At 46.9% G+C, this 13410-nt stretch carries 13 protein-coding genes; 8 read left to right on the forward strand and 5 right to left on the reverse strand.

Going from position 1 to position 13410, the window contains the following annotated elements:
* Nucleotides 1–43: 43 nt before the first annotated feature.
* The 4 genes from ATB78_RS12750 to ATB78_RS12765 are packed head-to-tail and all read left to right on the forward strand — an operon-like array spanning nt 44 to nt 2898.
* A complete protein-coding gene (locus ATB78_RS12750) occupies nt 44–1498 on the forward strand; it encodes a M48 family metallopeptidase (protein WP_020195514.1) in 1455 nt (484 codons plus the stop codon).
* 16 nt (nt 1499–1514) lie between these two features.
* Entirely contained in the window at nt 1515–1865 is a 351-nt protein-coding gene (gene arsC, locus ATB78_RS12755; protein ID WP_061008837.1) for an arsenate reductase (glutaredoxin), read from the forward strand.
* A complete protein-coding gene (wrbA, locus tag ATB78_RS12760; protein ID WP_061008838.1) occupies nt 1866–2438 on the forward strand; it encodes an NAD(P)H:quinone oxidoreductase in 573 nt (190 codons plus the stop codon). It begins immediately after the preceding gene.
* Between the two features lie 19 nt (nt 2439–2457).
* Entirely contained in the window at nt 2458–2898 is a 441-nt protein-coding gene (locus tag ATB78_RS12765; RefSeq protein ID WP_005436847.1) for a DUF2069 domain-containing protein, read from the forward strand.
* A gap of 128 nt (nt 2899–3026) precedes the next feature.
* On the opposite strand, the gene ATB78_RS12770 is transcribed toward ATB78_RS12765, so the two are convergent.
* A complete protein-coding gene (locus ATB78_RS12770; protein WP_061008839.1) occupies nt 3027–4295 on the reverse strand; it encodes a DUF2066 domain-containing protein in 1269 nt (422 codons plus the stop codon).
* Nucleotides 4296–4530: 235 nt separating this feature from the next.
* On the opposite strand from ATB78_RS12770, the gene ATB78_RS12775 reads away from it, so the two are divergent.
* Nucleotides 4531–5784 carry a uracil-xanthine permease family protein gene (locus ATB78_RS12775; protein ID WP_061008840.1) on the forward strand — a complete coding sequence of 418 codons (1254 nt, stop codon included), beginning with the start codon at nt 4531–4533 and terminating at the stop codon, nt 5782–5784.
* A gap of 143 nt (nt 5785–5927) precedes the next feature.
* Here ATB78_RS12775 and upp read toward each other — a convergent pair whose 3' ends face one another.
* The gene (gene upp, locus ATB78_RS12780; protein WP_005445324.1) at nt 5928–6554 is read right to left on the reverse strand and encodes a uracil phosphoribosyltransferase; all 627 of its coding nucleotides are present in this window, start codon (nt 6552–6554) and stop codon (nt 5928–5930) included.
* Between the two features lie 179 nt (nt 6555–6733).
* Between upp and purM the strand changes: the two genes are divergently transcribed.
* Nucleotides 6734–7774 carry a phosphoribosylformylglycinamidine cyclo-ligase gene (gene purM, locus ATB78_RS12785; RefSeq protein ID WP_017189240.1) on the forward strand — a complete coding sequence of 347 codons (1041 nt, stop codon included), beginning with the start codon at nt 6734–6736 and terminating at the stop codon, nt 7772–7774.
* Nucleotides 7775–7917: 143 nt separating this feature from the next.
* The gene (purN, locus tag ATB78_RS12790; RefSeq protein ID WP_061008841.1) at nt 7918–8556 is read left to right on the forward strand and encodes a phosphoribosylglycinamide formyltransferase; all 639 of its coding nucleotides are present in this window, start codon (nt 7918–7920) and stop codon (nt 8554–8556) included.
* Nucleotides 8557–8640: 84 nt separating this feature from the next.
* On the opposite strand, the gene ATB78_RS12795 is transcribed toward purN, so the two are convergent.
* Nucleotides 8641–9486, reverse strand: a complete 846-nt coding sequence (locus tag ATB78_RS12795; RefSeq protein WP_005436836.1) for a class II glutamine amidotransferase — start codon at nt 9484–9486, stop codon at nt 8641–8643.
* Nucleotides 9487–9547: 61 nt separating this feature from the next.
* Nucleotides 9548–10123, reverse strand: a complete 576-nt coding sequence (lpcA, locus tag ATB78_RS12800) for a D-sedoheptulose 7-phosphate isomerase (RefSeq protein ID WP_005436835.1) — start codon at nt 10121–10123, stop codon at nt 9548–9550.
* A gap of 359 nt (nt 10124–10482) precedes the next feature.
* On the opposite strand from lpcA, the gene fadE reads away from it, so the two are divergent.
* Nucleotides 10483–12927, forward strand: a complete 2445-nt coding sequence (gene fadE, locus ATB78_RS12805; RefSeq protein WP_061008842.1) for an acyl-CoA dehydrogenase FadE — start codon at nt 10483–10485, stop codon at nt 12925–12927.
* Between the two features lie 105 nt (nt 12928–13032).
* Here the strand turns inward: fadE and ATB78_RS12810 are convergent, their stop codons facing one another.
* Nucleotides 13033–13296: a hypothetical protein gene (locus ATB78_RS12810; protein WP_012128674.1), complete on the reverse strand. Its 264-nt coding sequence runs from the start codon at nt 13294–13296 to the stop codon at nt 13033–13035.
* Between the last annotated feature and the right edge of the window lie 114 nt (nt 13297–13410).

Consider the following 13410-nt stretch of genomic DNA (forward strand, 5'->3'; position numbering starts at 1 on the left):
CACCCAACCCATGTTTCGGTATTTTGGAGAATCTTTAAACCGTATGTTAAAACGCACTCGCTCGCTAGTTTGTTTATGCCTTGCTGCTGCATTGAGTACACCAACACCTATTTACGCCAATAGCCTTGATCTCCCTGATATTGGTACGGCAGCTGGAGGCACTCTAACGATAGATCAGGAGTTGATTTATGGCGACGCTTACATGCGTATGCTTAGAGCCAGCAGCCCTATTGTTAGCGATCCCGTCATCAATGAATATATTGACACACTTGGACACCGTTTGGTTGCCAATGCGAATGACGTAAAAACTCCGTTCCACTTCTTTATGATCCGTGACCGCAACATCAACGCATTCGCCTTCTTTGGTGGTTACGTTGCCCTGCACTCGGGTCTATTTTTGCACGCTCGTACTGAAAGTGAGCTTGCTTCTGTTGTGGCGCACGAAATTGCCCACGTAACACAGCGTCACCTTGCGCGAAGCATGGAAGAACAAGCTCGTCGCTCGCCAGCGACTATGGCAGCACTCGCTGGTGCATTACTACTCGCCATTGCATCTCCAGAAGCCGGGATGGCAGCCGTGACGGCAGCAACAGCCGGTAACATGCAGAGCCAAATCAACTACACCCGTTCCAACGAAAAAGAAGCCGACCGCTTTGGTATTGCTACCTTGGCGAAAGCAGGTTTTGACGTACAAGCGATGCCGCGCTTCTTTGGCCGCCTAGCGGATGAATACCGTTACGCGAGTAAGCCGCCACCAATGCTGCTGACTCACCCATTGCCTGAAGACCGTATTACCGATAGCCGAGCGCGTGCGCGTGCTTATCCACCAATGCGTATCATGCCTTCGATTGATTACCATTTGACGCGTGCTCGAATCGTTGCACGTTATGCGGGAATAGATGGACAAGCAGCAATGGGTTGGTTTAATCGAACTCAAAAGAAAGCCTCTCCTGAGATCATCCCGTCTTTTGATTACGGTCGAGCGCTCGTTCACCTAGACAACAAACGTTTGAGTGAAGCAGAGCCACTTCTGAAAAAGCTGCTGCAACAAGACCCTGGCAACCCATTCTATTTAGATGCCATGACCGACTTGTACATAGCGCAGAAGAAACCACAAAAAGCGGTTGATATGTTGAGCAGTGCGCTGAAACGCAACCCGCAAAACAAAGTGCTGACCATCAACTACGCTAACGCTTTGCTGGAAGCAAATAAGAATGAAGAAGCCGTACGCATTCTTCAACGCTACACGCACGATAACCCAGAAGATACCAACGGCTGGCACCTTCTATCAAAAGGTAACCACGCCCTAGGTCGCAATGACGAAGAACTCGCCGCTCGCGCAGAAATTTTAGCGCTGCGTGCAGGATGGAATAAAGCCATTCAATATTATTCTGAAGCAAGTAAAATTGCTGAACTGGGCAGCTTAAAGCAAGCACGATACGACGCTCGTATCGACCAGTTAATGATCCAAAGAGATCGATTCATGGCATTACAATAACGAAATGGAGAAAACCATGTCAGTCGTGATTTATCACAACCCTCGTTGCTCAAAGAGCCGTCAAACTCTAGAACTTCTAGAGCAAAACGGTGTTACACCGGAAGTTGTTAAGTACCTTGATACACCGCTTAATGTGGAACAACTCAAAGCACTTTACACTCAACTTGGTTTCTCTTCTGTACGCGACATGATGCGTACAAAAGAAGACATCTACAAAGAGCTTGCTCTGGGTGAAGCGTCAGTGACAGACGAGCAACTGTTCGAAGCAATGGCACAAAACCCTAAACTGTTTGAGCGCCCTGTTGTGGCTGCCAACGGCAAAGCGAAAATTGGTCGTCCGCCAGAGCAAGTACTGGAAATTCTATAAATGGATTGCCAGATCCTCATTTTGTATTTCAGCCGTCATGGCTCGACAAGACAGCTGGCAAGACAAATAGCAAGAGGGGTCGAATCGACTCCTCATTGCGAAGCGATTTTGCGTACAGTTGAAGAATTGTCACCTCACTCACATACCCCTTCCGATCCAATTGTTACTCTAGATGAGTTGAAGCAGTGTGATGGCCTCGCGTTTGGCAGCCCAGTATGGTTTGGCAACATGGCTGCACCGCTTAAGCACTTTTGGGATCAAACCACACCTTTGTGGGTGAACGGCGATCTTATCGATAAGCCAGCTTGTGTGTTTACCTCATCATCCTCAATGCACGGCGGTCAAGAAACCACGCTACAGAGCATGATGACCCCACTTCTGCATCACGGCATGATGGTGTTAGGAATCCCTTACTCAGAGCCGGAACTGCATACCACCCAATCAGGTGGGACCCCATACGGGGCAAGCAGTGTAGGACAAGAACCAAGTCTTACAGCAGAAGAGATTCGTCTCGCACAACAATTAGGAAAACGACTGGCGGCCGCAGCGAAAAAGCTCAAAGGAAGTCAGTAAGCTCAAGGATAAGAAATCGATGTCTGACATTATTGACCAACCACCTCTTAGCACCCGAACCCAAACCTATCGCTACATGGCCCTGTTCGGCAATTTGGCATTGTTAGCTTGGGTTGCGATTTGGCAATTAGCCCTCTCCCCTCACCCGCACCTAAGCAGTACCACGCTCGCTATCGCATGGTGTATCCCGCTACTTTTACCATTGCCGGGTATTCTTGCAGGTAAGCCATACACGCACGCATGGGCAAACTTCGTCTTGATGCTGTACTTCTTACACGCACTGACAATTTTGTATATCGATGGTGGTGAGCGTTGGTTAGCTGCTGTGGAACTGCTCCTTACTTCACTCGGCTTTGCAGGTAACATCTTGTTTGCACGAGCGCGTGGTAAAGAGTTGGGGTTGAAGCTAAAACGTCTATCTCAAGTAGAGAAAGAAGAGAAAGCCAAGTTCAATAAGTAGCTAGCCCAATACTTATTGGGATAATGAAGCACTCCTGTGCTCTCATTCCCAGCAAGAAATACCAAACAATAAAAAAGAGTCGCACTTGGCGACTCTTTTTTTGTTCAGCTTGTTGTTCGGCCTAATGCTTAGTTTAGGTCTTCAACCACATCCGTTTCTAGCACTGGCGCAATCTCTGAGTTTTCTTCAGGCTCGATAGGCGCGCGAACTGGCGCATTCCACTTGTAGATCAAGTCGTACTGCTCTGGTGCAGGCTTCACCACGACAGGCTGTTCTGGTTGCGCAGTATCTGTATTTAGATCGACCACTTCCGCTGCTTGAGCGTCTTCTGTCGTTGCTGGCAGTTGTGTTGGCTGTGCTGGCTCTTCAGGTAACTGGGCCGGCACAACTTCTTCCATACCAGCCATTGGGTCTTCCGTCACTTCTAAAGAACGAATAGAAGAGACTTCTTGCTCAAATGCTTGTTGAGAAGCCAATAGATGGATAGTCAAGGTGACTTGATTGCCTTGAATACGCTTAATTTCAGCACCAGCAACCGAGCTCAACTTTGTTAGTGAGTTTTCTAGCTCGAAGAAATCCATAGCAGAGGAAACGCTAAGCACTTTCACATCAATCGCCTCTGATGATTTGCTGGAAACGACGACAGCGCTCTTCTTCGCATAGTAATCGGCAATGCCACCAACCATTGCTGGAATCGCATTTGCGCCAGATGCCGAGCCACTGCGTGGAGATTGTTTGGACTCAGAAAGCTGGGCTGGAGATTGGTCGTACAATGTCCAACGAATCTTATCGCCTTGAACACGAACAATCAGTACCGCATCCACAGGGTAACGTTGGCTCGCTTGGCTGATTGGGTCAACAAAGTCACCCCATAGATCAGAAACGTTCACGCCTGTTACATCATCGAAATCACCCACTGGCATCGTGATTGGAAGACCACGTGCTTGTGCAGCATCACGAAGGGTCGCTGCACTCGTTGAATCTGAATGCTCCCATGTAATCGTGCGATCGTAGCCTTGCTCTTCTACCATCCAAACCAGAATGTTCGCACGGTTTGGTGACCAAAGAGGAAGCTGAGCTTGCGTTAGTAGTGAGCGGATCTGGCCACTGTTAAACAGCATTTTTAAGCTGCTTTGACCATCAATTTGGCCATAGCCAAGTTGGGAAATATAGCGAGAACTTGAACCCACTGCTTTCTTAATTACTGGGTTGCTAAGGGAAGATTGGCTGCCTGTCGCACGCACAATCACATCTTGCATACCTTGTTGACGCGCGAGTTCTTCGCCGTCTTTTTGCTCACCGTCGATCGCCACTTCGGCACGATAGATATCTACCTGAGTTAATGCATAAACTGGCAGAGACAACCAACCTATCAATAAGAGAGCTAAATAGCGCATAGTTTTCATAATCCTCTGAACAAGAACACGCATGATAAGCAACTATCAAACCTTGAGCAAGAAGAGTACTGAGTGAATTGTCTGTATTCTGACCAACTTAAAAGGCCCGCATGAAACTAAACATTCGCTGACCTTATAAATCCACACAAAAGTTTGATCTAGGCAACATTGCAATCGATTGCCAGATGATAAGATTCGCCGGATTTGTCTGCGTATCTTTGAATAGGGAATTATTATGAAAAATGCGTTACAAGGCGCTCAGATGCTCTTTGTCGCTTTTGGTGCTCTCGTACTTGTGCCACTTCTGACTGGCCTTGACCCAAACGTTGCTTTATTTGGTGCTGGTGTCGGTACTCTTCTTTTCCAACTGATTACTAAACGTTCTGTTCCAATCTTCCTTGCCTCTTCTTTTGCGTTTATTGCTCCTATCATGTTCGGTATCCAAACTTGGGGTATCGGTGCGACCATGGGTGGCTTGATGGCTGCTGGTTTGGTGTACGTTGGCCTAGGTGCGATGATCAAAGTGCGCGGTGTTGGGTTCATCCATAAGATTCTTCCGCCTGTCGTAGTTGGCCCTGTAATCATGGTGATTGGTCTTGGCTTAGCACCAACGGCTGTAAACATGGCGGTTGGTAAATCAGGTGACGGCGCAATTCAATTAGTGAACGGCGACGCAGCGATCATCATCTCCGCAGTGTCATTGCTAACGACGATTGCATTGAGTGTATTCGCGAAAGGCTTCCTAAAACTGGTTCCTATCGTTGGCGGTATCTTGGCTGGCTACACTGTGTCTCTATTCTACGGCGTGGGGGATTTCACTCCGGTTGCTCAAGCGGCTTGGCTAGCAATGCCAAACTTCACTGCACCTGAGTTCAACATCAACGCTATCTTATTTATGATCCCAGTCGCCATCGCTCCAGCGGTTGAGCACGTGGGTGACATGCTAGCGATTTCTAACGTAACGGGTAAAAACTACCTGAAGAAGCCAGGTCTTCACCGCACTATCGCAGGTGACGGGGTAGCAACAATTGCTGCTTCTATGGTTGGTGCTCCACCAAACACCACTTACAGTGAAGTAACCGGTGCGGTAATGCTAACGAAAGCATTCAACCCAGTGATCATGACATGGGCCGCTATCACCGCCATCGTACTTGCGCTGGTTGGTAAGCTAGGTGCGACTCTACAAACGATTCCAGTTCCAGTTATGGGCGGCATCATGATTCTACTGTTCGGCTCTATCGCAACAGTCGGTCTGAACACGTTGATCAAGAACCACGTTGACCTTCACAAATCACGCAACCTAGTGATCGTAGCAGTAACGCTAGTGTTTGGTATCGGCGGCATGGCTTTCGGTATTGGCGAGTTCAGCCTACAAGGTGTGAGCCTATGTGGTATCGTGGCTATCATTCTTAACCTAGTGCTACCACACGACCTTGGTGAAAACCACGTGGTGGATAACGCACAAATGGAAGAAGAGAACGCGAAGTAATTTGTAGCGCGGCTTAATCGATTTAAGTCGCCTTTCCTGCTCTCATCTCGTAACGAGCTTCTACATAACAGATACAAAAAAGGCTTGGTTTTCACCAAGCCTTTGTTTTTTCAATTCAGTAATAATCTAGCATCAAGCTCGAATTATTTAGTACCGAAGATCTTGTCACCTGCGTCACCAAGACCAGGAACGATGTAGCCTTTGTCGTTTAGCTTCTCATCGATAGCTGCTGTGTATAGCTCAACGTCTGGGTGAGCTTTTTCTAGCGCTTCGATACCTTCAGGAGCAGCTACAAGAACAAGTACTTTGATTGCCTGACAACCTTTCTCTTTTAGAAGATCGATTGTTGCGATCATAGAACCGCCCGTTGCAAGCATTGGGTCAACAACTAGAGCAATACGCTCGTCGATGTTAGAAGCAAGCTTGTTGAAGTAAGGTACTGGCTCAAGTGTTTCTTCGTCACGGTAGATACCAACAACACTGATACGTGCACTTGGCATGTGCTCAAGTACGCCGTCCATCATGCCAAGACCAGCACGTAGGATTGGCACTACTGTTACTTTTTTACCCTTGATTTGGTCAACTTCTACAGGACCGTTCCAACCTTCAATGGTTACTTTTTCTGTTTCAAAGTCTGCTGTCGCTTCGTAAGTAAGTAGGCTACCGACTTCTGTCGCTAACTCACGAAAACGCTTCGTGCTGATGTCACCTTCTCGCATTAGACCAATTTTGTGTTTTACTAGAGGGTGTTTAACTTCAACAACTTTCATTTCCATCTCCGGCTTTTTTGGCAATATTTAAACAAACCTTCAGATTATACATGATTTTTGCAGGGATATCAGGATAGATCACTAAAGAAAAAAACCGACGCAAACGTTTGCTATCTGTATTTAACCACTGGTAGAATAGCGCCGTTTTCATATCCAACTTAAAAACCGAGGACTTCCCTGTGAGTGGTAACAACTCTTCTCTTAGCTATAAAGACGCTGGTGTAGATATTGATGCAGGCAACGCGCTTGTAGATCGTATTAAAGGTGCGGTTAAGCGTACTCGTCGCCCTGAAGTGATGGGTGGTATCGGTGGTTTTGGCGCACTGTGTGAATTACCGACTAAATACAAACAACCTGTACTGGTTTCTGGTACTGACGGTGTAGGTACAAAACTTCGTCTAGCACTGGATATGAACAAGCACGACACCATCGGTGTAGACCTAGTCGCGATGTGTGTAAACGACCTAATCGTGCAAGGTGCTGAGCCGCTATTCTTCCTAGATTACTACGCGACTGGCAAGCTAGACGTAGACACAGCAGCAGACGTGGTTTCTGGCATTGCTGATGGATGTGTTCAAGCAGGCTGTGCACTTATCGGTGGTGAAACTGCTGAAATGCCGGGCATGTATGAAGGCGAAGACTACGACGTTGCAGGTTTCTGTGTTGGCGTAGTAGAAAAAGAAGACGTGATTGACGGCACGAAAGTAGCAGCAGGCGACGCACTAATCGCTGTTGGCTCAAGCGGTCCACACTCAAATGGTTACTCGCTTATCCGTAAGATCCTAGAAGTATCTGGCGCAGATAAGAACGAAGAGCTAGCAGGTCGCACTATCGGTGAACACCTACTAGAACCAACTAAGATTTACATCAAATCAGCACTTAAGATGATTGAGAAGCACGACATCCACGCGATTTCTCACATCACTGGTGGTGGTTTCTGGGAAAACATCCCACGCGTACTGCCTGAAGGCACAAAAGCCGTTATCGATGGTAACAGCTGGGAATGGCCAATCATCTTCAAATGGTTACAAGAAAAAGGCAACGTTGAAACACACGAAATGTACCGTACGTTCAACTGTGGTGTTGGTCTAGTCGTTGCACTACCAAAAGACCAAGCAGACGCAGCGGTTGCTCTTCTTAAAGAAGAAGGCGAAAACGCATGGGTGATTGGTGAAATCGCTCAAGCAGAAGCAAACGAAGAGCAAGTTGAAATCCAATAACTTGCGAATCAAGCTCAAAAAATAAAAAGAATGAGGACGCTATGTCCTCATTCTGCTATCTGGAACATCGAAAACCATTCTAATAGTAGGTAATTTAGTGATTACTCACGTCAAACCTACAGTATCAAGGCAGTCTCAATATCATGAAAAACATAGTGGTCCTCATTTCGGGTAACGGCAGTAACCTACAAGCAATACTTGAAGCCTGTGAAGCCAACATGCCAAACGCACAAGTGGCAGCGGTTTTTTCTAACAAAGCTGATGCCTACGGTTTGGAGCGTGCAAAACAGTTTGATGTGAATGGTCACTTTGTCGATCCTAAAGCATTTGAATCTCGTGAAGACTTTGATGCCGAACTGATGAAGCAAATTGATGAATACCAACCAGACGTGATTGTATTGGCTGGTTACATGCGTATTCTCAGCAGCGCGTTTGTTTCCCATTATCTGGGTAAGATGATCAACATCCACCCTTCTCTATTGCCTAAATACCCAGGGTTACACACCCACCAGCGTGCCATTGATGCCGGTGACAAAGAGCATGGCACCAGCGTTCACTTTGTCACAGAAGAATTAGACGGCGGTCCTGTGGTGCTACAAGCTAAAGTACCGGTATTTGAAGATGATGATGCCGATGCACTTGCCTCACGCGTGCAGACTCAAGAGCACAACATCTACCCAATGGTGACTAAGTGGTTAGTCGACGGGCGATTATCGATGACCGAGGGCAAAGCGTATCTCGATGGTTTTGAGCTAGGAGCTCACGGCTACGCCGCCGAGTAACTCTTAATTCCAAACACCGAACGCAAAAAGGCAGCCATCAGGCTGCCTTTTGTTTTATTCAAATGTTTTACTGCGAGAAAGCCATCACTCCAACGGCTCAGTCGGCGCTTGGTTACCCGGCTTCGGCGCGGCAAACGGTACATCCGTTAGCGCTTCGGCGTTGTTCAATATCAACTCACCAACATGGAATAAGCCATACTCACCCGGCTTCATTCGATGCCAAGTCTCATTGCCCGTTAAAGGTTGAGTTGCAATAACAGAAACCACATCGTTTGGTGTTGTCTCTTCTTGGAAGTTGATTTCTACATCTTCATCCAACAGAGCTGCTTTACCAAATGGTGCTCGACGCGTGATCCAGTAAAGATGGTTGGTACAGTAAGTCATCACAAACTCACCGTCGCTGAGCAGCATGTTAAACACGCCCTTTTCTTTCAACTTATCGCAGCACTGGGCAACATAAGCAAAGACCGCTTCCATATCTTGAGGAGGCTCAGGGTATTTGTCTTCCATCTGCTTGAGTAGCCAACAGAAAGCCATCTCACTGTCGGTTTCTCCGACCGGACGGTGACGACCCGTATACAAATCTTGGTAGTCAGTTAGCTGACCATTGTGTGCAAAAGTCCAATAACGTCCCCAAAGCTCACGCGTAAACGGATGGGTGTTTTCTAAATTCACACCGCCTCGGTTTGCTTGGCGAATATGGCTGACCACCGCACGACTTTTGATCGGGTAGTTTTGCACTAATTCAGCAATTTTCGAGTCACAACTTGGGTTTGGATCTTTGAAAGTACGGAACCCCTTTCCTTCATAGAAAGTAATTCCCCAGCCATCACGATGCGGGCCAGTGCGACCACCGCGCTGCATCAAGCCTGTAAAACTGAAACAAATATCTGTAGGAACATTTGCGCTCATGCCGAGCAATTCACACATGGTTTAACGAACTCCTTACCTTAAAACACAACTAAGCCAGTATTCGGCTTAGTTGTAAATCTTATTCCATCTCTTTTTCGATCAACTGAATGATGATGTGAATGATCTTAATGTGCACTTCTTGGATACGGTCTGCGTAACCAAAGTGTGGTACGCGGATCTCGATGTCTGCAAGACCTGCCATTTTACCGCCATCTTTACCCGTTAGCGCGATCGTCTTCATGCCTTTCGCTTGTGCCGCTTCAATCGCTTTTAGGATGTTGCCTGAGTTGCCAGAAGTCGACAAACCAAACAGAACGTCACCTTTGCGGCCTACTGCTTCTACGTAACGAGAGAATACGAAATCGTAACCAAAGTCGTTACTTACACAAGAAAGGTGGCTTGGATCTGAAATAGCGATACCAGCGTAACCTGGGCGGTTTTCACGGTAACGACCTGTTAGCTCTTCTGCAAAGTGCATAGAGTCACAGTGAGAACCACCGTTACCGCACGACAACACTTTACCATCTTGCTTGAATGAGTCAGCAATCATTTTCGCTGCCGCTTCGATTTGCGCGATGTTGTGGTCATCACTTAAAAACTTATTCAGAACTTCAGCAGCTTCGTTTAATTCACTTCTAATCAGATCTTGGTACATAAGACGTTCTCTTTATTATTTCGGCCACAGCGGAGCGTTTCCGCTTCTCACTTGGCAAATTGTTCTGATGCGAAATTCACACCGGACAGTTCATTACTCTGAGTTTACCCACAAACGAGAATTAGTGTCGATAGCGATCCAACAGATTTGGATTCATCGCGGTAATAAACTTGTTAACTTGCTTACGAAATCATCACCCAACTCCCAACTTTAGAATTTTAACTCTACTTAGATCACTTTTTACTCAATCTTAGGTTTTACATTTTATTAATATTTTGATTACACTTATGAGAACTGGTTAGACCTCTTACCAAAATACAGACGTACAACATAATTAAAGTCTGAAAAGGAAAAAACATATGGACATCTTGCTCTCAATCGTAGCGATGACAGTTGTATTAGGCATTACGCTTTACCACAGAATGTCACTCGTGAAATCCGTCAGTCTGCTAACTGCTGCCATGCTAGCACTGACTATCGCAGGCTCAGTTGGTGTTATTGGCTGGGCACTTTACGTTCTTGCTGTTGCAGTGTTCGCGGTTTCTAGCATTCGCCAATCCCTCATTAGCCGCAAAGCACTCGTCATGTTTAAGAAAGTCCTGCCTGCTATGTCTCAAACCGAGAAAGAAGCCTTGGACGCAGGTACAGTTTGGTGGGAAGCCGAGCTATTCAAAGGCAAACCGGAATGGCAAAAGCTTCACGCAATCAAAGCGCCTAAGCTGAGCAAAGAAGAGCAAGCTTTCCTAGATGGCCCAGTAAATGAAGTATGTGCCATGGTGAGTGACTTCCAAGTAACGCACGAGCTGGCTGACCTTCCACCAGAAGTGTGGCAATACCTGAAAGACAACAAATTCTTCGCCATGATCATCAAAAAGAAATACGGTGGCCTAGAATTCTCTGCATACGCGCAATCTTTAGTACTACAAAAACTAACAGGCGTATCTGGCGTGCTGTCTTCTACCGTTGGCGTACCAAACTCGTTAGGCCCTGGTGAACTTCTGCAACACTACGGTACAGAAGAACAAAAAAATCATTACCTGCCGCGCCTAGCTGAGGGTAAAGAAATCCCATGTTTCGCACTGACTAGCCCAGAAGCAGGTTCAGATGCGGGCTCTATCCCAGATTACGGTGTGGTATGCAAAGGCGAATGGCAAGGTGAAGAAGTCCTTGGTATGCGTCTAACTTGGAACAAGCGTTACATCACTCTAGCGCCAGTCGCAACGGTACTTGGTCTTGCATTTAAACTGCGTGACCCAGAAGGCCTGCTTGGTGACAAAGAAGATCTTGGTATCACTTGTGCTCTAATCCCAACTGACCTTAAAGGCGTTGAGATTGGTAACCGTCACTTCCCGCTTAACGTACCATTCCAAAATGGTCCAACTCGCGGTAAAGACATCTTCGTACCAATGGACTTCATCATCGGCGGTGAAAAAATGGCTGGTCAAGGCTGGCGTATGCTGGTTGAGTGTCTATCGGTTGGTCGTGGTATCACGCTACCTTCAAACTCAACAGGCGGCATCAAAACTGCAGCGATGGCGACAGGTGCTTACTCGCGCATTCGTCGTCAGTTCAAACAACCTATCGGTCACATGGAAGGGGTTGAAGAACCATTAGCACGTCTAGGTGGTAACGCTTACGTGATGGATGCAGCGAGCAATCTAACCGTGGCAGGTATCGACCTAGGTGAAAAACCTTCGGTTATCTCAGCTATCGTGAAGTACCACTGTACGCATCGTGGTCAACAAAGCATCATAGACGCGATGGACATCGTAGGCGGTAAAGGCATCTGTATGGGTCCTTCTAACTTCCTAGCGCGTGGTTACCAAGGCGCGCCAATCGCGGTAACCGTAGAAGGTGCGAACATCCTAACTCGTTCAATGATCATCTTTGGTCAGGGCGCGATTCGTTGTCACCCTTACGTTCTTGAAGAGATGAACGCAGCATATTCTGACGCTGGCGATGCAGTAGAGAAGTTCGACAAAGCACTAGCTGGTCACGTGAGCTTCACCATGAGTAACCTAGTGCGCAGCATCTGGTTTGGTCTAAGTGACGGTCTAGGTTCTTCATCACCAACCAAAGACGCAACCAAGCGTTACTACCAACAATTGAACCGTTACAGTGCAAACCTCGCTCTGCTATCGGATATCTCAATGGCGGTGCTAGGTGGCTCATTGAAACGTAAAGAGCGTTTGTCTGCGCGTCTTGGTGACATTCTAAGTCAGCTATACCTGAGCTCTGCAACATTGAAACGCTTCGAGCAAGATGGCCGTCCTGTTGAAGATTTGCCATTGGTACATTGGGGCTTGCAAGACAGTTTGAAGCAAACTGAAGCGGCAGTTGATGAGTTCCTAGCGAACTTCCCGAACAAAGTCATTGGTCGTGCACTGCGTGTATTGATCATGCCATTTGGCCGTGTACGTAAAGCGCCAAGTGATAAACTAGACAGTAAAGTGGCTCGTATTCTACAAACGCCAAGTGCAACACGTTCACGTATTGGTCGTGGTCAGTACCTAGAACCAACGGAACACAACGCAGCAGGTAAGATTGAACTGGCACTGTCTGTGATTCTTCAAGCTGAACCTGTGTTTGACAAGGTATGCAAAGCGAAAGGCAAACGCCGTCCATTCATGCGTTTAGATATGATTGCTCAAGAAGGTCTAGAGCAAGGCGTGATTACTCAAGAAGAAGCTGATTTGCTGAGAGAAGCGGAGCAACACCGCCTAGACACCATCAACGTAGACGATTTTGAGCCAGAGCTATTGGCCGCAAAGCCGCTGTACCCTCAGATGGAAAACGTCGCTTGAGTGAATGAAAACTTAGACGATAAGTAGGAAAGCAAAACGGGAGCCTCGGCTCCCGTTTTTTATTGAATCTCAACTAAACACAACACGGTGTTAGCAAAGAAGCGTTTATTGTTCGTTATTGTCTTCAACGATAAACGACTGTTCAATTCTGCGCAGTTCTTCCTGCTCTTTCAGCTTAAGTTCTTCTTGAAGCGTCGCTTTGCGTTCGTTCAATGCTTTCTTTTCTGACTTAGTTAAGAACTTCACCGCTTTTTTGTTTGCCAATGCGTACGCAACGACATCTTCACCTTTTTCACGACGTTCATTCACGCGTTGCGAGAAACGTTCGTTGTCACGTGCTTTACGTTCAGCTGAAGTTAATTTACTCATTTTTATGCCTTTAATAAGAATACAGCAGCCCAATTGCTGCCCTCAGGTAAACAAATGAGAAGTCATTCATATAGCTGATGGCGTGAGTCTAGCATAGATATGTAAAGGAACAGC

Source organism: Vibrio sp. CUB2 (assembly GCF_001557945.1).
In the GTDB taxonomy this organism is placed as follows: domain Bacteria; phylum Pseudomonadota; class Gammaproteobacteria; order Enterobacterales; family Vibrionaceae; genus Vibrio; species Vibrio owensii.